The sequence below is a fragment of the Rothia sp. HMSC064F07 genome (assembly GCF_001837265.1).
GTDB classification, from domain to species: Bacteria; Actinomycetota; Actinomycetes; order Actinomycetales; family Micrococcaceae; genus Rothia; species Rothia mucilaginosa.
Genome location: NZ_KV831921.1, coordinates 202,851 through 227,559, shown reverse-complemented (window position 1 = coordinate 227,559; position 24,709 = coordinate 202,851). Strand labels below are relative to the sequence as shown.

Annotated in this window: 19 protein-coding genes and 2 tRNA genes; 1 reads left to right on the top strand and 20 read right to left on the bottom strand. The window is 60.5% G+C overall.

The genetic code is table 11. The features are described from left to right. Positions 1-6: 6 nt before the first annotated feature. The 14 genes from nusA to rpsB form a co-directional block, all read right to left on the bottom strand. Positions 7-1,092, bottom strand: coding sequence for a transcription termination factor NusA (gene nusA / locus HMPREF2712_RS01595; protein ID WP_070819090.1), 1,086 nt, complete (start codon positions 1,090-1,092; stop codon positions 7-9). 109 nt (positions 1,093-1,201) lie between these two features. Next, positions 1,202-1,873: a ribosome maturation factor RimP gene (gene rimP, locus HMPREF2712_RS01590; protein WP_070819089.1), complete on the bottom strand. Its 672-nt coding sequence runs from the start codon at positions 1,871-1,873 to the stop codon at positions 1,202-1,204. Between the two features lie 99 nt (positions 1,874-1,972). Next, positions 1,973-3,805 (bottom strand): proline--tRNA ligase, encoded by a 1,833-nt coding sequence (locus HMPREF2712_RS01585; protein ID WP_070692020.1) that lies wholly within the window; start codon positions 3,803-3,805, stop codon positions 1,973-1,975. Positions 3,806-3,916: 111 nt separating this feature from the next. Beyond that, complete coding sequence (locus HMPREF2712_RS01580) at positions 3,917-5,092, bottom strand: GNAT family N-acetyltransferase (RefSeq protein ID WP_246828651.1); 1,176 nt, start codon at positions 5,090-5,092, stop codon at positions 3,917-3,919. Between the two features lie 267 nt (positions 5,093-5,359). After that, on the bottom strand, positions 5,360-6,502 hold the full coding sequence (gene ispG, locus HMPREF2712_RS01575) for a flavodoxin-dependent (E)-4-hydroxy-3-methylbut-2-enyl-diphosphate synthase (RefSeq protein ID WP_044142245.1): 1,143 nt from the start codon (positions 6,500-6,502) through the stop codon (positions 5,360-5,362). Positions 6,503-6,641: 139 nt separating this feature from the next. Then, the gene (locus HMPREF2712_RS01570; RefSeq protein WP_070819087.1) at positions 6,642-7,997 is read right to left on the bottom strand and encodes a M50 family metallopeptidase; all 1,356 of its coding nucleotides are present in this window, start codon (positions 7,995-7,997) and stop codon (positions 6,642-6,644) included. Positions 7,998-8,416: 419 nt separating this feature from the next. Further along, positions 8,417-9,292, bottom strand: coding sequence for a chromosome partitioning protein ParA (locus tag HMPREF2712_RS01565; RefSeq protein ID WP_197524206.1), 876 nt, complete (start codon positions 9,290-9,292; stop codon positions 8,417-8,419). Between the two features lie 296 nt (positions 9,293-9,588). After that, positions 9,589-10,914: a 1-deoxy-D-xylulose-5-phosphate reductoisomerase gene (dxr, locus tag HMPREF2712_RS01560; protein ID WP_070819086.1), complete on the bottom strand. Its 1,326-nt coding sequence runs from the start codon at positions 10,912-10,914 to the stop codon at positions 9,589-9,591. A gap of 121 nt (positions 10,915-11,035) precedes the next feature. Beyond that, positions 11,036-11,623, bottom strand: coding sequence for a cell division protein DivIVA (locus HMPREF2712_RS01555; RefSeq protein ID WP_012903944.1), 588 nt, complete (start codon positions 11,621-11,623; stop codon positions 11,036-11,038). A gap of 203 nt (positions 11,624-11,826) precedes the next feature. Next, positions 11,827-12,654, bottom strand: coding sequence for a phosphatidate cytidylyltransferase (locus HMPREF2712_RS01550; RefSeq protein WP_239662362.1), 828 nt, complete (start codon positions 12,652-12,654; stop codon positions 11,827-11,829). A gap of 87 nt (positions 12,655-12,741) precedes the next feature. Continuing rightward, positions 12,742-13,299: a ribosome recycling factor gene (gene frr / locus HMPREF2712_RS01545; protein WP_049350195.1), complete on the bottom strand. Its 558-nt coding sequence runs from the start codon at positions 13,297-13,299 to the stop codon at positions 12,742-12,744. Between the two features lie 295 nt (positions 13,300-13,594). Continuing rightward, positions 13,595-14,338, bottom strand: a complete 744-nt coding sequence (gene pyrH / locus HMPREF2712_RS01540) for a UMP kinase (protein WP_005507067.1) — start codon at positions 14,336-14,338, stop codon at positions 13,595-13,597. Positions 14,339-14,533: 195 nt separating this feature from the next. Further along, positions 14,534-15,364: a translation elongation factor Ts gene (gene tsf, locus HMPREF2712_RS01535; protein WP_005508816.1), complete on the bottom strand. Its 831-nt coding sequence runs from the start codon at positions 15,362-15,364 to the stop codon at positions 14,534-14,536. A gap of 153 nt (positions 15,365-15,517) precedes the next feature. Then, positions 15,518-16,315 (bottom strand): 30S ribosomal protein S2, encoded by a 798-nt coding sequence (rpsB, locus tag HMPREF2712_RS01530; RefSeq protein ID WP_005508818.1) that lies wholly within the window; start codon positions 16,313-16,315, stop codon positions 15,518-15,520. A 745-nt stretch (positions 16,316-17,060) separates the two neighbouring features. Here rpsB and HMPREF2712_RS01525 point away from each other — a divergent pair. Next, positions 17,061-17,501 (top strand): M23 family metallopeptidase, encoded by a 441-nt coding sequence (locus tag HMPREF2712_RS01525; RefSeq protein ID WP_049353289.1) that lies wholly within the window; start codon positions 17,061-17,063, stop codon positions 17,499-17,501. 126 nt (positions 17,502-17,627) lie between these two features. On the opposite strand, the gene HMPREF2712_RS01520 is transcribed toward HMPREF2712_RS01525, so the two are convergent. From HMPREF2712_RS01520 to HMPREF2712_RS01495, 6 genes are all read right to left on the bottom strand, one after another. Further along, positions 17,628-19,862 carry a flagellar motor protein gene (locus tag HMPREF2712_RS01520; protein WP_246828650.1) on the bottom strand — a complete coding sequence of 745 codons (2,235 nt, stop codon included), beginning with the start codon at positions 19,860-19,862 and terminating at the stop codon, positions 17,628-17,630. A 10-nt stretch (positions 19,863-19,872) separates the two neighbouring features. Continuing rightward, positions 19,873-20,931: a hypothetical protein gene (locus HMPREF2712_RS01515; protein ID WP_070819084.1), complete on the bottom strand. Its 1,059-nt coding sequence runs from the start codon at positions 20,929-20,931 to the stop codon at positions 19,873-19,875. 272 nt (positions 20,932-21,203) lie between these two features. Further along, positions 21,204-21,277 (bottom strand) — tRNA-Ile (locus HMPREF2712_RS01510). Between the two features lie 129 nt (positions 21,278-21,406). Then, positions 21,407-22,612 carry a glycosyltransferase gene (locus tag HMPREF2712_RS01505; protein WP_070819083.1) on the bottom strand — a complete coding sequence of 402 codons (1,206 nt, stop codon included), beginning with the start codon at positions 22,610-22,612 and terminating at the stop codon, positions 21,407-21,409. Positions 22,613-22,921: 309 nt separating this feature from the next. Beyond that, positions 22,922-23,794: a phage holin family protein gene (locus HMPREF2712_RS01500; RefSeq protein ID WP_070507758.1), complete on the bottom strand. Its 873-nt coding sequence runs from the start codon at positions 23,792-23,794 to the stop codon at positions 22,922-22,924. Positions 23,795-24,487: 693 nt separating this feature from the next. Continuing rightward, positions 24,488-24,560 (bottom strand) — tRNA-Asn (locus tag HMPREF2712_RS01495). Between the last annotated feature and the right edge of the window lie 149 nt (positions 24,561-24,709).

Below are 24,709 nucleotides of genomic sequence, written 5' to 3'. Positions count from 1 at the left end.
TAATGCTTATTCAGCGTCCTGTGCGGACTCTTCTGCTGCCTCTTCAACTGCAGCTTCTTCAGCCAGGCTACGAGCCACGCGAGCTGCAACCTCTTCCTCGGCACGAACCTGAGCGTACTTGGACTCGGAGAGAATATCGATACGCCAGCCGGTCAGCTTCGCTGCCAGACGCGCATTCTGACCCTCACGGCCGATAGCCAGGGACAGCTGATCGTCCGGAACCACGGCACGAGCGGAGTACTCACGCGGGTTCGCGATAATGACCTCGGTGACCTTCGCCGGGGACAGCGCCGCAGCGATGAAGGTTGCCGGATCGGTCGAGTAGTCGACAATGTCAATCTTCTCGTCGTTCAGCTCGGCAGTAACCGCACGCACGCGGGCACCCATATCGCCGATGCACGCACCCTTAGCGTTAATGGTCGGGTTCTTCGCGGACACAGCAATCTTGGAGCGGTGGCCAGCTTCACGTGCGATGGAGTTAATGGAAACCAGGCCCTCAGAAATCTCGGGAACCTCGTGCTCGAACAGGCGCAGAACCAGGTTCGGGTGCGAACGAGAAACCACAATCGAGGGACCCTTCGGGCCGCGGCGAGCCTCAACCAGGTAGGCGCGCAGGCGGGTACCGTGCGGGTACTTCTCGCCCGGAACCTGCTCGTTGCTGGGCAGAACAGCCTCAACGGTGCCCAGGTCAACCTGAACCATACGCGGGTTGTTGCCCTGCTGAATCACGCCGGACACCAGGGTGCCCTCACGGTCCTTGAACTCACCCAGAACGGATGCGTCCTCAGCGTCACGCAGACGCTGCGACAGAACCTGACGGACGGTTGCGGCAGCGATACGGCCAAAGTTGTTCGGGGTATCGTCGAACTCGTCAATCTTCTGGTTGTCCTCATCAAGCTCAGGAGCCAGAATGACGAACTCGCCGGTGGTGCGGTCGATGACGGCACGAGAGCCCTTAATAGCGCCGGGCTGCTTCATGTACGCGAGCAGCAGGGCGTTCTCAACCAGGGTGAAGAGCTCCTCCATGACGAGAGAGCGCTGCTTCGCCAATGCGCGCAGTGCGCCCAGGTCAATAGTTTTAATATCCTCCACGCTTTTCAGCCTTTCCCAGTTAGCACGGCGCCGGGACGCTTAATGCGCCCCGGCTCCCGAACGGTATATACCTGGCACGGAGCACCCCGTGCCTGAAGCTTTAATAACTCTATTCTACCGGCTCAGCAGGCGAATTGAAGTCAATCTCGACGTGAGCAGAAGCAATATTTTCCCACGGAAGCAAAGACGGCTCGTGGTACGACTCCTTCTGACCCTTCTTCGTGTTCTTCTTACGAGCCAGCACCGGACCCTCATCCTGCACCTCGTGCAGACGCGCCAGGTACTCGGTGCCGTCGGGTGCGGTGACCGCAATCAGGCGGGTGCGGGCACGCTCCCAGTGGCGGCGCTCGGTCAGGGCGCGGGTAGCGCCGGGCGAGGACACCTCCAGCTCGTAGGGGAAGAACTCGTCGTTTTCATCCGCACGATCCAGGGCGCTCGAAATCGCACCGGAAATCTCCGCGAGGGAATCCAGCGACAGCGAATCGGTACGCTCAGCGGTGTAGTCCACAGTAATCTTCACGGTGCGGTTCGCCGCCGGGCCCGAAATCTTCAGGCCCTCCAGCACCAGCGAGAACTCGGAGATAACCGGGGCAATCGCCTCGGCAACTTCTTCCTCACGGATCGCGCGGGTACCCACGCGATCCGGTGCCTCCACCACGGGCTCACTCTCAACGCGAGTGCGGGGAGTGTTCACACCATTCGCCACGCGGGATGCGGCACGGCGAGCGCGCGCATTCGGGGCGCTCTTCTTAGAGCCAGAACGCTTCGGCTTGTATGCCATAGTTCTCTTCTTTCATTCTTCCGCCGCTACCCTGCCCCACTTCCTGGGAGGCGGGGCAGGTGGCTACGGTTTTACGTCTTTGCGGACTAGTGGCGTGCCTTAGGCGCCGCGCACCTCAGCGATGACCTCAGCCACCGCGTTCTCGACGGACACCTCGCGAGCCTCACCGCTGCGGCGGTCCTTCAGTTCCAGCACGCCGTCCTTGAAGCCGCGACCAATCACCAGGATGGTGGGCACGCCCAGCAGCTCAGCGTCGCCGAACTTCACGCCGGGGCTGGTCTTCGGGCGGTCATCCAGCATGACCTGCAGACCGGCGGATTCCAGGGATGCGCTGAGCTCTTCAGCGTACTCGTGGGATGCTGCATCCTTGCCGGTGATGACGATGTGCACGTCTGCCGGTGCCAGGTTACGCGGCCAGATCAGGCCCTTCTCGTCGTGGTTGCCCTCGGCGATAGCAGCCAGTGCGCGGGTCACGCCCACGCCGTAGGAGCCCATGGTCACGGTCTGCAGCTTGCCGTTCTGGTCCAAGACCTTCAGGCCCAGTGCCTCAGCGTACTTGCGACCCAGGGCGAAGATGTGGCCCATCTCGATGCCGCGGGCTGCGACCAGTTCGCCGGAGCCGTCCGGTGCCGGGTCGCCTTCGCGCACCTCGCACGCCTCGATCACGCCGTCGGCGGTGAAGTCGCGGCCGAAGACCAGGTTCGCCACGTGCTTGCCCTCTTCGTTTGCGCCGGTCACCCAGCGGGTACCGCGCACCACGCGGGGGTCAACGAAGAAGGGAATGCCGGTTGCGGAAGCTACCGCATCCTCGTCCTCGGTGTGCGCACCGAACAGGGGCGCATCCAGGCTCAGGCCGGGGCCAATGTAGCCCTTGACCAGCTGCGGGTATGCCTTCAGATCCTCTTCGCTGGCTGCCTCGACCTCGACCTCGCCGCCGATGCCCAGCAGGGCGCCGATGTTGACCTCAACGCGGCCCAGGTCCACGGCACGGTCGCCGGGAACGCCCACGGCGAAGACCTTCCGCTCGCCGGAGGGCGTGATGACGGTGCCCAGGAAGCACTTGAGGGTCTGCGAAGCTTCCAGGGCGCCGCCGGTAACCTCGGAGTGCAGCTCGTTCATGCGCTCCACCAGGGTCTCAATGGTGGCGGAGTCGGGGGTGTCCACGACGATTGCCGCCGGGGTGTCCTCGGTGATTTCGATTTCCTCGGGAACCACGGTGGTGACGGCCTCAACGTTTGCCGCGTAGCCGCCCGCGGAACGCACGAAGGTGTCCTCACCGATGGGGGTCGGGTGCAGGAACTCTTCGCTGCGGGAGCCACCCATCGCGCCGGACTGTGCGGTCACAATGACAATCTCCAGGCCCAGGCGCTCGAAAATGCGCTGGTAGGCGGCACGGTGCGCCATGTACGCCTCGTTCAGGCCCTCATCGTCAATGTTGAAGGAGTAGGAGTCCTTCATGACGAACTCGCGGCCGCGCAGCAGGCCCGCGCGGGGGCGTGCCTCATCGCGGTACTTGGTCTGAATCTGGTACAGGTAAACCGGCAAATCCTTGTAGGAGGAGTACAGGTCCTTCACCAGCAGGGTGAACATTTCCTCGTGGGTGGGTGCCAGCAGCATGTCTGCACCCTTACGATCCTTGAGGCGGAAGAGGTTATCGCCGTACTCGTCCCAGCGGTTGGTTGCCTCGTAGGGTTCGCGGGGCAGCAGTGCGGGGAAGTGAACTTCCTGCGCACCGATGGCGTCCATCTCTTCACGGATGATGTTCTCGACCTTGCGCAGTACCTTCAGGCCCAGGGGCAGCCAGGTGTACACGCCGGGGGCTGCGCGGCGGATGTAACCGGCGCGAACCAGCAGCTTGTGGCTGGCGACCTCAGCGTCTACGGGGTCCTCGCGCAGAGTGCGCACGAAGAGGTTGGAAAGGCGAAGTACCACGATTCTCCTTGAAAGGTCGATAGGTTTAGGTAGGGTGCCCGAGGCTCACCGGGTGAGCCGTAAATAGGCACAGTCGTCTTTAATTTTATAGCGTTTTAGGGTTCGGCGTGTTTAGCGCTCAAAAATGATGGTCGAGAACTGCCCAATCTGCTCCCAACCGGTCCCCCGGTACATGGCAAGAGCACGGGCATTGTAGTCGTTCACGTACAGGCTCAAGTGCGGGTAGCGGCGCTGCAGAACCTGCGCGGCGGCGGCAAAGAACGGCTTAGCCAGACCGTAGCCGCGGTAGTCCGGGTGCAGCCACACGCCCTGCACCTGCGCGGCGTCCAGGTTCACGATGCCCGCATCCGCCTTGAAGATAACCCGCCCATTCACATCGGTGACAATGGCGCTGCGCTGACCGGCAATGAGCGTGCGCAGGCGCGCCGCATAGCCGTCACCGTAGCGAGCAACCGGGTCGAAGCCGACCTCCTCGGTGAACATGGCGGCCGCGGCGGGCAGAAGCTCCCCCAGGTCCGCGGAGGTGGCAAGGCGCGCATACCCGGCAGGCTCACCGCTGAGTTGGACAGCACCGGCGGGACTCTCCCCCGGTGTGAGGGGCCTGGGTTTGATGGGCACGGGTTTGAGAGGCGCGGGCAGGTGCGCCGGCAGCTCAGGAAGCTCCACGGCGTAGAAGCGGGCGAGGTCCTTCTCCGGCGGCAGATACAGCAGCGGCTGATTGGGACGCTCCGACAGAACCCGCGCACGGTGATCGCAACCGTCACCCAGGCTCGGCTGCAGCATCTGCAACAGCGGGCTCTTACCACCGCGAGTCTGCTCGCACAGCTCTTGCATGCGCGTCCACAGGGGCATCACGAAGGTGCTCTCACCGAACATGGAATCCAGGCGAGAACCCACCTGCAGTAGCAGCTGAGCCAGCGCGTCACGATGCGCGAGCGCCGTAGCATCCAGAGCGGGAGTATCCAGGGTGGTGGCGTCATAGGTTTCTACATGTTCGGCAACATCATGCTCAACCGCGGCACCGCACAGGCGCACCGGCACCACATTCGAGCCCAGCAGCAGCACACAGCACAGCTGCCCGTCACGCTCACACCCCACGAAACCCTGATAGTAGTGCAGCGGAATACGCGGCGCCTTCACCGGAAGAGGGCACGCCAAATAATGCTCAATGGGGTACAGATTCGGGACCGGGTCGCTAAACAGGACCTCCTCCAGCTCATCGCACCACCGAGCATCCAGAGCAAACACGTGTTCCTTCACGCGATCAGGCATAGGGGAAGAATCCATCGATGAAGCAGCCCGCCTGCCGCGCTTGGATTTAGAGCGGAAAGAACTTGGGCGAAGAGAAGATAAAAGATTAAGCATGCTGTGTTGAGTGATAGAGAATGAGCGATAGACAGATGAGTGACGATACGGGGCGTGCCCCGAAAAGTAGCCGAATTATGCGGCCACAGCCGGCGGCGACAAGCACCGGACCTGCCACCACCATAACCGGACATAACCGGAAAAGCGCGGAGGCGCCCTCAGCAGGGCGCCTCCGCGCACAAAAGCTAACTAGCTCACCGAAACAGCCGGGGAACCCTCGGGAACGTACTCGCCCGAAGCCTCCATCTCGGCGGCAATGCGGGTTGCCTCCTCAATCAGAGTCTCAACGATCTGATCCTCGGGCACGGTCTTAATGACCTCACCCTTCACGAAAATCTGGCCCTTACCGTTACCGGACGCCACACCCAGGTCAGCCTCACGAGCCTCACCCGGACCGTTCACCACGCAACCCATCACGGCAACACGCAGCGGAACCTTCATGTGCTCCAGGCCCTTAGTCACGTTCTCGGCAAGCTCCCACACGTTCACCTGCGCACGACCACAGGACGGGCACGAAACGATGTCCAGCTTGCGGGGGCGAAGGTTCAGCGACTCCAGGATCTTGGTGCCCACCTTCACCTCCTCAACCGGAGGAGCAGACAGCGACACGCGAATAGTATCGCCAATACCCTGAGACAGCAGAGTACCGAACGCCACCGAGCTCTTAATAGTGCCCTGGAACGCCGGACCAGCCTCAGTCACACCCAGGTGCAGGGGCCAGTCACCGCGCTCAGCCAGCTGACGGTACGCCTCCACCATCACCACAGGGTCGTTATGCTTCACAGAAATCTTGAAATCACGGAAACCGTGCTCCTCAAAGAGCGAAGCCTCCCATACAGCAGACTCAACCAGAGCCTCCGGAGTAGCCTTACCGTACTTCTCCAGCAGACGCTTATCCAGCGAACCGGCGTTCACACCAATACGCAGAGAAACGCCGTGGTCCGAAGCCATCTGAGCGATTTCCTTCACCTGGTCGTCGAACTTACGGATATTACCCGGGTTCACACGCACAGCACCGCAACCAGCCTGAATAGCCGCATACACGTACTTCGGCTGGAAGTGGATGTCAGCAATCACCGGAATGCGGGACTGCTTCGCAATGATCGGCAGAGCCTCCGCGTCCTTATCGGTCGGGCACGCCACACGCACAATATCGCAACCGGCAGCGGTCAACTCAGCAATCTGCTGCAGAGTCGCACCAATGTCGTGGGTCTTAGTGGTCGTCATCGACTGCACCGAAATCGGAGATTCAGAACCAACACCGACAGAACCCACCTTGAACTGGCGGGTTTTACGACGCGGCGACAGAACCGCAGGAGCGGGCTTCGGCATACCAAGGCTGACCGACAAGGTTTTCCTCCATACATGGGTTATGAAGGACGTACGACGCATCCTTCGTTCAACTTTTTATTGTGCCACTGACGCGAAAGAAAGCACTAATACGGGTACCCTTACCGCGTGCAACAACACACTAAAACAGGGTGATGGGCTTAACAATATCCGCCACAATTAGGATGACAGACATCACAATGAACGCGCCCGCAACCACATACGTCAACGGCAGCAACTTCACTGGATCAAACGGGCCCGGGTCCTTACGCCCAGTCAGACGCGCAAAGAAGCGACGCACACCCTCCCAGAGCGCACCCAACACGTGGCCACCATCCAGCGGCAGCAGCGGAATCAGGTTGAATGCAAAAAGCATCAGGTTCATATTCGCCACCAGCGAGACCAACATTGCGGCCTTCGACTTCACATCAATACGGTCAGTAGCCGTCACCTCACCGGCAATACGGCTCACACCCACCACAGACACCGGCGACTCAGCACTACGCTCGCCACTGGTCACCAGGGTCACCGTCAACTCCCACACACGCTGCGGCAGCGAAAGCATCGAAGAACCCACACGCGAGAGCGTATCGCCCACCATCGCAGGCACCTCAGTAATAGAACCGGGCACCAACTCACTCGACGGGGAAACACCCACAAAACCGCCGCGAGTCGTCGCAATCGAGCCATCAGCGGCACGCGCATACTGGCCCTTACCATCAGAAACCGGGCGAATCATCTCAACCGGAGTCACCGACAAATCCAGACGCTGACCGTCACGCTCCACCGTCAGGGTGCTCGGGTGAGAACCCGCCGCACGAATCGCCGAAGACACAGCCTCCCACGAACCCGTCGACGCGCCATTCACAGCAACCACACGGTCACCCACCTGCACACCAGCAGCCTTCGCAGGCGACGGAGTGGACTTATCCGTACACTCGCCATAGCTAATCGAATCATGAGTAACATTCACGCTCGGCACGCACTCAGACACCGCCGACACCTTATTCGTCACCTGCGCCGTACCAAAACCACAAATCAGCACAGCAGTACACACCACACCAATCAGCAGGTTCATGGTCGGGCCACCCAGCATAATCACCATGCGCTTGAGCACCGGCAACTTATAGAACAGGCGGTCCTCATCACCGGGCTGCATGCGCTCGGCATCCGCCGCGCGCGCTTCCTCAGCCAGGGACGCAAACGGGCTGGTACTGCCCGAATGGCCCTCCTCATGGTGCTCCTTCACCTCAGCAGGGCTCGGCGGGTACATGCCAATCATCGAAATGTAACCGCCCAACGGGATCGCCTTGAAACCGTACTCAGTCTCGCCGCGGCGGAAAGAGAACACGGTCTTACCGAAGCCAATCATGTACTGCGGGACGCGCACATTGAACAGCTTCGCGGGCACCAGATGCCCCACCTCGTGCAGGGCAATCGAGACGGCAATAGCGATTGCCATGAGGATAATGCCCACAGCGTACAGCAGGATTTCCACGCTTTTTCTCGTTTCGGTTCGGGGATACGAAGCTTCTAGGATACTCGCTTAGCCTGTGAAGGCGCCCTCCCCCGCTTTCTGGAGGGGCTGGATGGGGACGATAAGAGGGGCGGTGTTCGTCCTCGTTCCTACAGGGGCACCCGCCCTCGCTTCGCTTCGGGCACCCTGATGTCACTTCGGACGACACCGCCCCTCCACACGCACGCTAGGCTACCCGAGGTGGCGCGCCGTGTTTTCCGCCAAGCGCCCTCAGGGTGTCACACGGACGCTCTCCGATGCGGAGCGAGGAGAGGGCGGAGCGTCCGGGTGACGGGTGCCCCTGCGTAGGCGCGGAGGAAACATGCGGCGTGCCGTCCCAACCAGCAGGGTGAGGACGAGCACCGCCCCTCAACACCTACCAAAATGCCGAGCTTAGAAGACTAGTTCAGAATCTTTTGGGCGTTCTCTTCAGCAGTTTTCTGAGATGTGGTCACCCGCTCGATAAGGTCCTGCTCTTTTTCGAGGAACGTGGTCATATAGGTGTCTAGTATCTGCTCAGTTTTTTCTTCGTAGTTGATTTTCTCTCGACACGTCGCATCATCAATTGCTGTTTGCCGCTCAGCAGGCTTTCCATGCACAGCATCATATGCAATGTCTGAAGTTGAATATGTGTATCCACGTTCAGCCATGCAACGTTCCCATTCACCATCCAGAGACGAGTATGCTCCATCGATGACAGAAGCACGAACGTAGGATAGTAGCTTCTCCGTAACTGCCTCTCGTGTTCCCGCCAAAGTGCCAGAACCATACAGCTTCAACTCAGCTTCTTCTTTACAACCACCTTTTCCGTTATCTCCGTAATATGCATGTGTTTCTTGCTCAGTCAGTTTTACGGTGTCTTCCAGAGAAGCATAACGAGATGGAGGAACAGGGCTGGGATAGCCAGACTTGTTGGCATATTCCACACTTAGAGGCAGTGGAGAAAGCAGGTCCCTAACGGGAAACGTTTCAACCATGTAATAGGTTTTCCTGTCAGGGTAGCCCTTGGAAACCATACATTCGGATGCAAGCCGCTGATAAGCACGTTCGACGTTATCAGAGATAGAAATCAACGCATTTACTTTTTCTGCAGCCTGTGTATCAACAGTGGCAGATGCAGAAGTACTTTGCGGTGCCGTGGAGGCGCTATACGCCTTCTCAGCGTTAGCGGACGCCGAGGAGTCAGCGCTGGGCTGCCCGGATGCGCAAGAGCTAAGCATCAAGGTCAGCGGGAGTAGAGCCCCGGCGAGGGTTCGTAGGGTGTTCTGTCGACGCATAGGGGCACTTCCTCGTGAAATATACGCTGCATCTTTGTCCGCTCGTTCAGGGGCTCTTCGTTGTTTGCCCTTGAGAGAACATATTTTGAACACTAGCCTACCACGCTGTAGAGGAGGGCGAGCCGGTGCACCTTCCGGAAGCGCCCTCAGGGTGTCAGCCCGGACGCTCTCCGATGCGGAGCGAGGAGAGGGCGGAGCGTCCGGGTGACGGGTGCCCCTGCGTAGGCGCGGAGGAAACATGCGGCGTGCCGTCCCAACCAGCAGGGTGAGGACGAACACCGCACCGCAGAAGCGATTTAGCGTCCGGTCATACCCAGCAGCTCATTCGCGCGAACACGAGCCCAACGCTCCGCGTTCAGCACCGCCTCCAGCGTCAAATCAGCGTCAGAGACAGCCTCAGCGCTGCCGGTGTGCTCCTCCAGCACGCGCGCCACCGAATCGACAATGTCGGTAAAGCGAATCGCGCCCGCATGGAATGCAGCGACGGCTTCCTCATTGGCGGCGTTGAACACTGCCGGGTGGGTGCCGCCGATCTTACCGGCGTCCTTAATCATGCGCACGGCGGGGAATGCTTCCTCGTCCAGCGGCTCGAAAGTCCAGGATGCCGCCTTCGACCAGTCGCAGGCGGGCACGGCGCCGGGGATGCGGTGCGGCCAGGTCAGACCCAGCGCGATGGGCAGAACCATACTCGGCGGCGACGCCTGCGCGATAGTGGAGCCGTCCACGAACTGCACCATGGAGTGCACGACGGACTGCGGGTGAACCGCCACGTCAATACGGTCCAGGTCCACGCCGAACAGGTGGTGCGCTTCAAGCACTTCGAGTGCCTTGTTGACCATGGTTGCCGAATTGGTGGTGACGACCAGGCCCATATCCCAGGTGGGGTGTGCGAGCGCCTGCGCGGGGGTCACGTCGTGCAGCTGTTCGCGCTTGTAGCCGCGGAACGGGCCGCCCGATGCGGTGAGGATGAGGCGGTCAATTTCAGCGTCGGTTCCGGAGGCGAGCGCCTGCGCAAGGGCGGAGTGCTCCGAGTCGACGGGCACCATGGGGGTGTCCAGGGGCGATGCGTCCACGGCGGCGCGTACGAGCGGGCCGCCTGCGATGAGGGATTCCTTGTTGGCGAGTGCCACGCGGTAGCCGCTGTTGAGGGCGGTGAGGGTCGGTTCCAGGCCGATGGAGCCGGTGATGCCGTTCAGGACGGTGTCTGCCGGGTGCGCTGCCGCCTGTACGGAGGCTTCGGCGCCGTGGGCGATCTGCGGGGTGTAGCCGGTGGCTCCTGCTTCGGAGGCTGCCGCTTCGATGAGTTCGCGGAGGCGCTGTGCGTCTTCTGCGGTGCCGCTGGTGGCGACCAGTTCGGCGCGCACGTGCACTGCCTGGCGTGCGAGCAGTTCGAGGGATCGGGAGCCTGCGGAGAGGGCGACGACCTTCAGCGGTGCGTCGGCGGCGGAGGCGCTGGTGCCCTTGAGCGCGGCGAGGTGGTCGATGACCTCCATGGCTTGGGTGCCGATGGAGCCGGTCGAGCCGAGGAGAGTGACGCGCTGCGGTGCGCGGGTGAGTTCTGTGAGGGCGTCGGTGAGGCGGTCGCGGCTGCCGCCGACGCGTGCTGAGGATCCAAACTTCATGGTTCTAGTGTCTCATGAGCTCGCGGGTACGTTCGGGCATACGTCTGCGTTTAGGGCTGTCCTCGGCATAGAAGAATCCCCCACCCTGTCATACGGGGCGGGGGATTCAACACGTAACGTTTTAGAGCAGATCCTGCAGTAGCTCAATGCAGCGGTCCAGGAAAGCGTCCACCTGGGATTCCTCGTAGCTGACGGTGCCCGAGGCGGGGCGGAACTTTGCGTGGCGCACCACGGAGGGGTCCAGCGGCTCTTCGCTGTTGAGCTGGGCGTACACGCGGTCGCAGATGGCATCCACGTCGCCGACGAAGTAGCCCATGTGGCGGCGCTTGCTGGGGCGACGGAAACGCTCACCGGCGGGGCGTTCCAGGCGGCCTGCGAGTAGCTCGCCGGTCTCTACGAGGGAGCGTTCCCAGTTGTCCAGGCCGTACGCCTCAATGTAGCGGCTGCGTTCGAGCTTGGCGAAGCGTTCCTCAATCTTTTCGAGGGCGCGGTCGACCACGTCCAGCTGGTAGCCGCCGGGTTCTTCGCGGAAGACGACCTGGCGGATTCGTCGGGAGGTGTAGAGGTCTTCGGGCAGTTCGGCGGCTCCGCTGAGCTTCTCGTAGTCCTCGGCGAGGCGGGTGAACAGGCGGTCTACTTCACTGCGCTTGTAGCCGGGTTCGGTTTCTGCTGCACGGGCAAATCCGCCTCCGTGGGTGGTGCTTGCCAAGGTGGGCTCCTCTCGACGATTGAACTTTAAGAATACCAATGCGCAGGCTACCTGGTGCAAGGTGGGCGGGCGGCGTCTTAGATATAGCCTTTTACGCCTCTATTCACCGGGTACAGCGAAAGCGGGCACAGCAAAGGCGGGGCGCCCCTCCCCCATTCGTGGGAAGAAACGCCCCGCCTCCATAAGCGATAAAGCTTGAAGCTTTAGAGCGGCATAATAAACCGGAAAATCAGGCAGCCAGCCGCCGCAGCGAAAAGGATCGAGTCCAGGCGATCCATCATGCCGCCGTGACCGGGCAGAATATTCGACATGTCCTTCACACCCATACGGCGTTTGAACACGGACTCGACCAGGTCACCGGCAGTCGAAGCGACCACCATGACCGCCGCCAGCGGAATAGCCCAATACCAGGGCGAACCCATGACCGCCAAGGCGATAGCGCCAACAACTGCCGAGCCGACGAAGGAACCAGCCAGACCCTCCCAGCTTTTCTTCGGGGAGATCTTCGGCGCCATCGGGTGCTTACCCCAATTCACACCGGCAATAAAGCCGAACGTGTCATTGCAGATTGCCATCAGCAGAATCATGAGGATGCCGCGCTCGCCGTGGTCCGTCTGGAAGTAGACCATGGCAATACCCAGCATCAGCGGCACCCACAGCAGAGCCAGGGCGCTACCGCTCAAAGACTTACCCAGTGAGACCTGACGGTCAGCACGCACGAGAGCAGAAGAGAGCAGCAGCGCCAGCAGGCTCACCGCCAGGGCGATGCCCAGCCCGGTAAAACCGAACAGGTAGGACACCACCACAATTGCGCCAGACAGGGCACCCAGCAGGTATTCCGGGATGCCGTAGCCGCGGCGGGTGTTGAGCACGTGCCCAATTTCCCAGGCGCCCAAAGCTGCCGCGCCGGTAGCGATCGCAACAAAAACCGGCTGGTAAATCAGGCCCAGCACCAATAGCACGCCGAAACCAACGCCCACACTAATGGCGGCGGGCAGGTTACGGCCAGCTTTGGCGCTGCGCGACTTCACCGGCGTTGCAGCGGTCTGCGGGCTCGGCTGTGGAGCAGGCGGCGCGCCTCTCTCTTCTTTCGCTTCTTTGCGTGTACTCATTAGGGTTTAGACCTCGAGCAGTTCAGCTTCCTTGTGCTTGTACAGTGCGTCGACCTGGTCGATGTGCTTCTTGGTCTGTGCGTCCAGTTCCTTCTCAGCACGTGCGCCTTCGTCTTCACCGATTTCGCTGTCCTTGACCAGCTTGTCAATAGCGGTCTTAGCGTGGCGGCGAACGTTACGGATGGAGATACGAGCCTCTTCAGCCTTGTGGTTGACGAGCTTGGTGTATTCCTTACGGCGCTCAGCGGTCATTTCGGGCATGACAACGCGGATAGCTGCACCGTCGTTGCTGGGGTTAACACCCAGGTCGGAGTCACGCAGAGCCTTCTCGATAGCTGCCAGTGCGGTCACGTCGAAGGGAACGATCTTGACGGTACGTGCGTCCTCAACGTTGAAGGACACCAGCTGCTGCAGCGGGGTCGGTGCACCGTAGTAGTCGGCGGTCAGGCCGCTGAAGATTGCGGGGTTCACACGACCGGTGCGGACCTTAGCGAACTCAGTTTTGGTTGCTTCGATGGTCTTTTCCATCTTCTCGCCGGCTTCGGCAAGGATTTCTTCGATCACGAAAGGATCTCCTTTGTCGGTATTCTGGGGTACCAGAATTGTCGGTGGGTGCGCGTTCAGCCTTCATGATTTCCCTACCGGTTCGCGGCGCATCCGAGGCGAAAACCTTACGGATACCGCGAAGTCGATGGGAAAGAGGCAGAACGTCGTATTTGATATAAGTCTAGACGGTACCGGCGGGCATAAGCGAGTTTTAGCGCTTACCCGCGCGGTACCGTCCAGAATAAGTCCGCGCTATCGAGCACGGTCACAATCAGAGGGGCATCAAACATGCCCCGGCCTAGAAAATTAGGCGTTAGCGAGTAACGAGGGTACCCATCTTCTCGCCCAGAATCGCGCGGGTCACGTTACCCTCACCCTGCATGCCGAACACGCGCATGGTCACGTTGTTGTCACGGCACAGGGAGAACGCGGTCTGATCCAGCACGCGGATGTTGCGCTGCATTGCCTCATCGTAGGTGAGGTTGTACAGGCGCTCAGCGTTGGGGTCCTTGTTCGGGTCAGCAGTGTAGATGCCGTCCACGCCGTTCTTAGCCACCAGAACCTCATCTGCGTGGATTTCCAGGGCGCGCTGAGCAGCCACAGTGTCGGTGGAGAAGTAGGGCAGACCCGCACCAGCACCGAAAATCACGACGCGGTCCTTCTGCATGTGGCGAATCGCGCGGCGAGGAATGTAAGTCTCAGCAACCTGCGGCATGGTGATAGCCGACTGAACGCGGGTGTCAATACCCTCCTGCTCCAGGAAATCCTGCAGAGCCAGGGAGTTCATCACGGTGCCGAGCATACCCATGTAGTCTGCACGGGAGCGGTCCATACCCGCCTGAGAGAGTTCAGCGCCGCGGAAGAAGTTGCCGCCACCAATCACGATGGAGGTCTCAACCTCGCCAACAGTTGCGGCGATCTGCTTAGCGATGCTGCGCACGACCTCGGTAGAAATACCGACTTCACCGCCACCAAAAACCTCACCGGAAAGCTTGAGCAAAACGCGGCGGCGGCCGGTTTCGTCACGGTGCATCGGGCGGGGATTCGCTTCAGTCATGGTTCCTCCAGTGGCTTACCTAGGGATTGTTATAGGTGATCGGGGCGGGCTCCTGCCGCCTAGTCCTTATCAAGGATACAGCAAAGCCGGGTAGCCACCAGTGGTGACTACCCGGCTTCAGGCTATAATCCCAACCTCATACGATTTCCCTTACCGGGAACCCGCAATACGGGAGGGCAGAACTGCAGCGAGTCCTTATGCGCCCACGCGGAAACGTGCGAATGCGGTAGCGGTTGCGCCAGCCTCGGACAGAACCTGTGCGACAGACTTCTTGGAGTCCTTCGCGAAGTCCTGATCGAGCAGGGTGTTCTCCTTGAAGAAGCCCTTCAGGCGACCCTCAACGATCTTGTCCAGAATCTTCTCGGGCTTGCCCTCAGCGATTGCGGTCTCGCGAGCAACGCGCTTCTCGGTCTCAATCTGGTCTGCGGGGATGGACTCGGAATCCAGGTACTTGGGGCTCATTGCAGCAATGTGCACTGCAACGTCGTGTGCGATCTCGTCGGTGTTCTCACCGGAGACAGCCAGCAGAACGCCAACCTGTGCCGGCAGGTCCTTGGAGGTCTTGTGCAGGTAAACTGCAACGTTCTCGCCCTCAACGCGTGCAACGCGGCGGACAACGATCTTCTCGCCGAGCAGTGCACCAGCGTCGGTGGTCAGCTCCTCAACGGTCTTGCCCTCGTAGGATGCAGCCTGCAGCTCTTCCAGGGTGGAAGCGTTAGCAGCAATAGCAGCCTCGAGCACGTTCTGGCCGAAAGCGATGAAGGGGTCGGACTTTGCCACGAAGTCGGTCTCAGAGTTGACCTCGATCATGTAGCCAACGCCGTTCTCAACGCGTGCAGCTACCAGGCCCTCAGCGGTTGCGCGACCCTCGCGCTTGGTGATGCCCTTCAGACCCTTAACGCGGATGATCTCAGCAGCCTTCTGCTGGTCGCCGTTAGCCTCGTCCAGAGCCTTCTTGACGTCGAGCATACCTGCGCCGGTCTTCTCGCGCAGTGCCTTGATGTCTGCTGCGGTGTAGTTCGCCATTGTGAACTCCTTGTGTTGCTGTAATAAATCGGGATGACATCCCGGTGGTACAAATGGCGGACGGCGCCGCGCCCAGGTCAGGGCGGGCGCCGTCCGAACGTGGTCCCCGCAGGCGGGGGCCACAAAGCATAAAGCTTAGTGGGCTAAGAAAGCTTACTTAGCAGCCTCTTCAGCCTGTGCAGCCTCGTGCTGCTCCAGGAGCTCGCGCTCCCAAGCTGCCATGGGCTCCTCAGCTGCTTCAGCCTTGCCGTTCTTCTTAGCGTTGCGCTCGATCAGGCCGGCTGCCACTGCGTCAGCAATCACGCGGGTGAGCAGGTTGACGGAGCGGATAGCGTCGTCGTTACCGGGGATCGGGAAAGCAACCTCGTCGGGGTCGCAGTTGGTGTCGAGGATAGCAACAACGGGGATGCCCAGCTTCTGAGCCTCGTTAACTGCCAGGTGCTCCTTCTTGGTGTCAACAACCCACAGGAGGGAGGGAACCTTGGACAGGTTGCGGATACCGCCGAGGGTCTTCTCGAGCTTCTCGAACTCGCGACGCATGAGGAGCAGTTCCTTCTTGGTGTAGCGAGAACCTGCTACATCGTCGAAGTCAATCTGCTCGAGTTCCTTCATGCGCTCGATGCTCTTGGAGATGGTGCTGAAGTTGGTCAGCATACCACCGAGCCAGCGGTGGTTCACGTAGGGCATGTTCACGCGGGTTGCCTGCTCAGCGATAACTTCCTGAGCCTGCTTCTTGGTACCCACGAACAGGATGTTGCCACCGTGTGCGACGGTCGACTTAACAGCCTCGTATGCCTTGTCGATGAAGGCGAGGGACTGCTGCAGGTCGATGATGTAGATGCCGTTGCGCTCGGTCAGGATGAAACGCTTCATCTTGGGGTTCCAACGGCGGGTCTGGTGACCGAAGTGAACGCCGGAGTCCAGCATTTCACGCATAGTTACGACGGGCATGTCGTCTCCTTTTGTGGTGCCGCGCGGACCTCCCATTCGGGCTAGCCCAACGCGCGCATAGTAGTTATCAGTTTTTCCTGGCGGCGGTTAGCGTTCACGGTTGCCCGTTCAGCTCAGGCCCTAACCACCCCGTGTGGGTGGACCGAAGGTCCCTTATCGGCTCCCCGTGTGAGGATGCCGCTCACGCCGCGCGTCGTCAGTGATACTGTGCGGAACCCCCTCGAAGAGGGAGAATACCCGCGCAGGCACACTGCAATACGACATTGTACCGTATATTCCGCGATTAATCCGCCGGATCGGGGTTAAAACCTGCGCGGGCGGTTCGGGTGTGTGCGGGGGCACTGTGGATAACGGATTTTAAGGCGCAAAGGGCGGAGTTATCCACAATTTTTCGCGAGGCCCTGCGGGGCGGGGCGATTCGTGATGTGCTCAGAAGATGAAGAAGAACATGAAGACATTAGCGACAACGCTACGGCGCGCAATGCTGATGGCGTGCTGCCTGCTGGGTGCACTTGTGAGCGCGGGCGGGCAGGGCTACACGGGTGGGCAGAGCTACGCGGGCAGTCAGGGTTATTTGGGCAGTCAGGGTTATTCGGGCTGGCTCAGTTTTACAGGCGGGGCAGGGTTTACTGACGGTGCCATCTCAAGTGCACAAGCTCCCAGCAGCGCACACGTTCCCCACACCGTTGAGCTCACCGCGAGCCGACTACGCTACCGCTCCCCCACCGCCGAATCCAGACCGCGGGTGATCCACCCCTTTGAGAAGCCCGCCCAACGCTGGAGCGCCGGGCACCGCGGCGTAGACCTTGCCGTACCCGAGAACGACCGGCACGTCTACGCACCGGCACCGGGAAAAGTGGTTTTCAGCGGCACGGTCGTCAACCGCAAAGTGTTGGTCATTGCGCATCCGGATGGGCGGCGCAGCACCTTCGAACCCATGGATGAAACGCTCCCGGTCGGCACCACCGTTACAGCCGGTGAGGTCATCGGCACCGTCGCAGGCGCGGCGGGCGGCAACAGCGAGCGCCCCTACCGGCGATGCTCCACCCCCTGCCTGTACTGGGGCGTACGACAGGGAGGCACCCGTGGGGACGGCAGCGGCAAGGACGCCGAGTACATCAACCCCATGAGCCTGCTGGGCTCGAAGGAACCAAGCATTCTGCTACCCGTGCCGGGCGGATATTAGGTGGCGAGTACTCGCGCTGGCAGTCATTGGGTACGGCTGTGGCCCGTCACCTCCCCAAAAGGAGGCAACGGGCCACAGGAGCCAGTCTAGGTTGTGCTCACTAGCGTAGGTGCTAGAGGCAGCTACTTACTGGAGGACGTCACCGTCATCAGCACCGAACTGGTTCGGCTGTACAGGCTGCTGAGCAGTCTGACCGGGCTGAACCTGCTGACCGGGCTGAGTAGGCTGAACCGGCTGTGCAGGCTGTACGGTCTGCGCGGCCTGTGCATCGTACGCGGGCATTGCCTTGGTCGGTTCATTCTCACCATAGTTCAGGCCGTGCTGCGGGGTGAACACCTGAGTCGGCGAATCATCACCGGCGGTGTAGGCGGTGTTCTGTGCCGGGTAACCGGGCTGAGCAGCATAACCGTTCTGTACCGGGTAGCCGTTCTGTGCCGCGTATCCGCCCTGTGCCGGGTAGCCATTCTGTACGTCAGCCTGGGTTGCACCGTAACCGGTCGCAACACCCGCCGCAGCACCCAGTGCCGCAGCCGAAGCGGCACGACGTTCACGGCCCTTCGCACGAGCCGCCGCGATCTTCTTGCGGAAGACGAAGAGCAGAACCAGGATGAGCAGCAACAGACCCACGATGATTGCATCCACAATCACGTCAGTCATGCTCAGACCGGACACCGGAACAGTCAGACCGGAGGTGGTGCTGACACCGCGGTCAGTCTTGACGCTCAGCTCGCCACCGTTGACGGTGAGCTGCACGTGCTGAGAGTTCTTCGCGAGGCTGTTCGCAGCATCAACCTTCTGCTGATCCAGCGAGGAGAAGGTCGGAGCCTTGAAAGTGAACTCGAAGGGAGCCGAGTAGTAGTTACCCAGCTTCGAAGAGAGCTTGATTTCAGGGGTCACCGTGTAGTCGGAGCCGAAGGGGTGGTAGCCACCGGGGCGGGTAACGGTCACCTTCGAATCGGGCAGGTATTCGTTCAGACGCTGGTTGAACTCGTTCTGATCCTTACCGCGAACCTTCACGCTCACAATGGTGGAGTCGCCGTCCTGACGGACCTCAGTCTCGTCATTGCTGCCGCCTGCGAAAACGTCCTTGAGCTTCTGCTCAGCACCCGCAACATCCTCGGTCGGGAATGCGTAGAGGAAACGCGCTTCCATGGAACCGTCCAGACCCAGGGAGGTAGCGACCTTCATGCTCTTCATCTCAATCTGACGTGAAGAAACACGGTCAACCGCGATGAGAGTACTGCTACCGCCCGAACGGGAGGAGCTAGCGCGACCCTCGGGGTCAACCATGTAGGACTTATCGTTGCTGTCCACGATGGTCAGGGTCAGGCCATCACCGTTCGGGGAGCACAGCAGAGAGCAGTCCAGCAGACCCGAAATCTTCTTCTGAACGGTGAAGTTATTATCCTTCGCCACTACCTCACGGCTGGCGGAGAAATCGGTGCTGCTTGCGCCAAACAGCTTCTTGAGACCACTGCCCAGGTCCTCAATCGAAGAAGCGCTAAAGGTCAGGGTACGACCCACTTCTTCCTTCGCACTGGCGGTCGATGCGGAAGGAGCGTATGCCTTCGCCTGCGAGGACTCCAGGCCCTTCTTCAGCTCGGAGCCCTCAGGCTTGACCTGGTTCAGGTAGGCGTCGACCGCAGAAGCGGTCTCGGTGTTCATGATTTCCTTCGCGACGAAGGAAACCATCACGGAGTAACCGCCGTCCTTCTCCTTTACGTCAAGAATGACGTTACGGAAACCGCGGTCCTGAACATCCTTTGCGGAAATCTTAGAACCACCGGAGTTCTTCACTTCCTTCTCGCCAAACTTCACAGTGGTTTCATCGCTGCTGCTGAGAACGCTGTTCTTATTGGAAGCAGACACAACACCGTCCACTACCAGAGCTTCAGGAAGCCAGCCCAGCAGATCGCCCGAGCTGAAGTTTTCCTTCACCTGAATACCCTGCACCAGACCCTGGTCAGAGTTGACGATGCTAATCTGCGGCTTGATGTCGGAACCCGAAGCCTTCAGCAGAGAGGTCACCTTGGAGTGGTACTCGTCCACGGAGGAGAAGGATACCTTGAAAGTCGCACGAGCCTTGTCACCCTCAGACTGAATACCTTCGTATTCCAGGCCCTCGGGCAGGTGCTTACGCACGGACGCATCCAGAGCCTCCGAGCCACCCTTAATCTTGTCCTTGTTGTCCTTGAGGTTAAAGGAAACCAGAATGGTGCGGGTACCCTTCTCAGCACTCTCAAGGCCCAGCTGAGTCTCAATCTTTGCACTGCAGGCGCTCAGAATCAGGGCGGCAATGGTCAGCAGAACCGCCAGGAACATCCAGCGCTGACGAGTCGGCGCGCTCGGGGCGTGAGTCATCGCGTGCATACTAGGCTCCCATCAGGCGAATAGCCACGTAGTAAACAATCATGGATGCCAGAACCCACGCGGTGCTCAGCGCCGCATGCATGATAATCGGGGACTTCGCGAAGCGACCCAGACGATTCAGACCAAGGTAGGTCAGAGCCTCCCCCGAGAACACGGCGAAAGCAAGCACCAGGCCCATGAGCATGGTCAGGAAGAACGCCCCGCCACCGCTACGGGTGAGGGTCAAGAAGAAGATGAGCAGGTTCAGCACCAGGAACGAAGGAATCAGCGCCAGCGAAGACACCGACACCGCGTGCATGCTCGCGGTGAAGGACGCCGGCGCCTTGCCAATGCGCGCGGTCAGCTGCAGCTGCACACCGCGCAGAACCTGCACACCAAAGATGGCGAGAGCCATCAGCACGTACGCCAGAATCATGCGTCCGGTCGGTACAGCCTGTGCGGCGTAGGCGCCACCGTAGGCGGCACCACTTCGGCCACCAAACATGTAGCCCAACATGGACATCATGACAACCGCCGCCAGAATTACCAGCTGGCTGAAGAAGAAGGCACCCACCAGCGCCTGCAGAGTCGTGGGAACAATCCAACCCCACGCACCTGCGGAAGAGATGCGGGCGTGCGCGGTTGCCGGGTTGCTGGAGAAAACGTCCAGGAACGCGTTCCAGGTAGCACCCAGCGCCTTCACCGCCGGATGCGGTGCGCTCGGCGCATAGGTTGCCTGGCCGGGCTGACCCGGCTGAGCGGCCCCAGGCTGAGCAGTACCGGGCTGGGGTGCGGCGGCAGGCTGACCGGGCTGCGTGGGGACTGCCTGAGCCTCAGCATTCGGCTGTGCATTAGCGTTTACCTGAGCGGGCTGGGGCGCCTGCTGAGGCTGAACAGGCTGCTGCGGTGCTACCGGTGCGGCAGGCTGAGCAGAATTAGCCGGTTGGCTCGGCTGCACAGGCTGGCTCGGCTGAGCAGCCTGACCCGGAAGCGAAGCATCCTGCGCGGGGTGTGCGCCGGCATCGTAGCCGTAGCCGCCGGCTGCACCCTGCGACGGGTTGGTGGGAGTGTTCTCCGACATTGAGATCCTCTCGTATGATGTGTGGAAGCAATGCCTACCGGCTGAATCGGCATCTACCGGCGGCATCGCACTGTCTTTCGTGACAAGACTCTTCAACCCTACCGTATTGAACGCTATGATGCGTCTTCGTTCGTCATTTACTCATTTATATCGCCGTTGATGCATTCCATGCACGAAAATAGCCCCCCTGAGTGCACGACAAAAGAACACGAAAAGAGGGCACGAAAAAGCCCCGCCCGCCGACAAGTGGGTGAAGTCGACGGGCGGGGCCGTAGGGAGTGCGGGGCTCGAACCCGCGACCAAGGGATTATGAGTCCCCTGCTCTAACCGGCTGAGCTAACTCCCCATCCGGTGCAGTGACGGCGCGCAATAGGCGCCAGCACCATCCTCTAGAGTACCTGAACGGCGACTGAGAACGAAAAACGCTCCCTCCTACTCACCGCTCAGGGTCTAGAGAAACTTAGCCTAAAGAAACTTAGCGGCGCGAATCCAGGTAACGCTGGTACGGTGCATCGCTCACGTACAGTTCCTCGAAGGTGCGCCAGGTGTTCTCGGCACTGTGGAAGCCCACGATACGGCGGGACTCGCGGCCCATCTGCTCACGCTCAGCGGCGGGCAGGGAGAGCACAGCCTCCAGCTTCTTCGCCAAATCCTGAGCGTTATTGGGTTCGAAGAGGTAACCGTTCACGCCCTCCTCCACCAGGTGCGGCAGAGCCAGCGCGTTCGCGAGCACCACGGGGGTGGAGGCGCTCATCGCCTCCAGGGAAACCAGGGACTGTAGCTCGGCGGTACCGGGCTGGCAGAACACGTCAGCCATCTGGTACACCTCGGGCAGATGCTCATCCGGAACGAAGCCACGGAAAATCACACGGTCGGACACGCCGCAATCGTGTGCCTTCTGCTCGAGAGCCTCACGCAGCTCACCGCCACCGGCGATATCCAGCACCACGTGCTCGAGAGTATCGGGCAGCAGGGAGAGCGCCTCAATGAGCACGTCCACGTTCTTCTCTTCGGCAAGGCGACCCACGAAGGCAATACGCAGCTCACCGGGCACCTTGCCGGCGTCAGCGCCCTCAGCCAGCTCGTAGTCGCTGATCTCAATACCGTTAGAAACAGGCATGACCGGGCGGTCAAAATGACCCAGGTCGCGCATCGCATCCGCACCAATCTGAGTGGGGGTGGTAACGACCGCAGTTTTGGAGAAGCAGAAACGCATATCCTTCCAGGTGACCTTCTCAATCACGCGCTTCACAGCGGAGGGGAAGGGCAGGAACGGATCAAGGTTCGCGGGCATGAAGTGGTTAGTTGCGATGACGCGGATACCGCGGCGCTTCGCCTGGAAAATCAGGGCGCGACCAATGATGTAGTGGCACTGCACGTGCACCACATCCGGGCGGACCTCGTCAAGGATTGCGCCGACCTCGGACCAAATCTCCCAGGGCAGGCAGATGCGGTTCGTCTCGTGGGTCGGGGGCAGGTGCGAGCGCAGGCGGTGCTCCACGATGCCGCCCTCTACCTCGGTGCGGTAGCTGGGACCGGGGATGGGGCTGGCGGCGACCACGTGTACGGAGTGGCCGCGCTTGAGCATGGAAGTGGCGAGGCGGTGACCGAATTGTGCTGCACCGTTGATGTCCGGCGGGTAGGTTTCTGCGCCAATCAGAATCGTCTTTGCCTGTTCCATGACGGGGCTCCTCATCGGGGTGTAGTGTGTCGGTGACTTTGGGGTTTCGGGTGCGACGGTGCGCCGCTTCTACCTCTGTCTGCCGCGTGCACCGGGTGGGTCCAGTACGTACAGCACTTGTCTATTCTACCTGTGAGCTGCGTCCTTCTCCGACTTGTGGCGGGCGGCTTTGGCTGGGAGTTACCTCTAAACCTCACGTTTAGGCAGAAGCCGGTAACCTACCCGTAGACGCACAAACGCCCCGATACGAATATCGGGGCGTTTGGACGCCGACGTTAAACCTGTACCGGTTTTAGCGGCGAACAGTGTTTAGCGGCGAACCAGGCGGTTCAGGAAGTGCAGGACGGTTGCAATGGATGCGCCCAGTGCTGCGAAGGACTTCCAGCGTGCCTGCAGAACCTCGGGCTTGCGCACGTTCTCTGCCAGGCCGCGGCCGGTAGCTGCTGCACCTGCAGCAACCTCGGAGGGCACTGCCTTGAGAGCGTCCAGAGCCTGCTGGGTGTTGTTCTGAACGTCGCCGGTGTAGGACTGCAGGTCGTCGCGCAGGGCTGCCAGGTGCTGGCGACGCTCTGCGGTGCGCTGCTTGAGCTCTTCGAAGGTCGGCGGCTTGGGCTCTTCCTCACCGCGTGCCTTGCGCTCTTCAGCTTCCTGACGTGCGCGTTCTGCTGCTTCTTCAGCTTCCTTAGCCTTCTGCTCTGCACGCTCTGCCTGCTCCTTCTTCAGGCGCTCAGCGGACATGGCGGTACCTTCCTTGAGTACGCCGAGGTCGAAGAGCAGACCAAAGATTGCGGATTCGGGCTTGAACGGCAGCTGTGCCTTGACCTTCTTCAGGCCGACCAGGGCGCAGATTGCCAGGACGATGAGGAAGATGAGGGCGAAGACCAGCGCGGATGCCCAGTAGGGCATGACGGTGCCGAGGCCGAGGATTGCTGCGGCGACCAGCGCGATGATCAGGAACAGACCGAAGACTGCTGCGACGCCGAAGAAGGCTGCGCCCTTACCAACGGCGATGCCCTTGGCCTTCAGTTCGTGCTTTGCAATCTGGATTTCGTCCTTGACCTGGCTGGGTCCGAGGGTCTTGAAGGTTTTGCCAGCGTCGATGATGTTCGCGACGCCGGACTTAATCCCGCTGATGCCAGCAAAGAAACCCTTGGGTGCCTTGGGATTAGTAGTAGTGGTCATGACCACCTCTCCGTGACGTGTTTTTGGAGGCTTCTTTTTCGCACTCCACCTCCTATAGTTTAGCCCCTTATGGTACCCCTGCGTGACCGTTTGAACGGGGGTTTGCGCTATCTCTTCAGGTATTTTCGACTTTCTGAGGTTTGTATTGAGCTGCGGGCGTAGCATTCTGGGCTTGGTTGCGTCTGTGGATTTGCTCTGGAGTAGGTGCAAGAGGATGCCGGAGGGGCGCTCCCCCGCTGTGTCTGGGAGGCGGGTGCGGCGCGTGTGGACGGGGTGAACTTTTCTTGAGGGGTGGGCTTCATAAACTGGTTTGCGAGGGTGGAGGGGAAGGCTCCGACTGGACTCGAACTAGCGAGGCGAAGATTTTCCGAGCGCGCGAGGAAGTAAAAACCGTTATCCCGCCGAGGGCGTAAGCCCGAGGACCTGGAGGGAGCGCCCCAGCGCCTGCGTATGGCGGAGTGGTTACTGATTCATGACTTGGAGAGAACGTTCCGACTGGACTCGAACTAGCGAGGCGAAGATTTTCCGAGCGCGCGAGGAAGTAAAAACCGTTACCCCGCCGAGGGCGTAAGCCCGAGGGCCCGAAGGGAGCGCCCCAGCGCTCACGAAGGGTGGAGTGGTTACTGGTTCGAGCCAGAGTAACGTATATAGCAAGAACCCCGGAACTTCGTTCCGGGGTTCTTGCTATATCTGCTCCCCCGACTGGACTCGAACCAGTAACCCTTCGATTAACAGTCGAATGCTCTGCCAATTGAGCTACGGGGGATTATTTTGTTTTTGTTGTTTGGTTTCCCTTGCAACGAGTAATAACTATACCGGGGCTGTTTGGGCTCCGCAACTCGAAATAGCGTGAAGTGTATCACTCTTTAGATTGGGAGCTTGGGCTCCGGTTAACCCGCGCTACTCCCCCCCCCC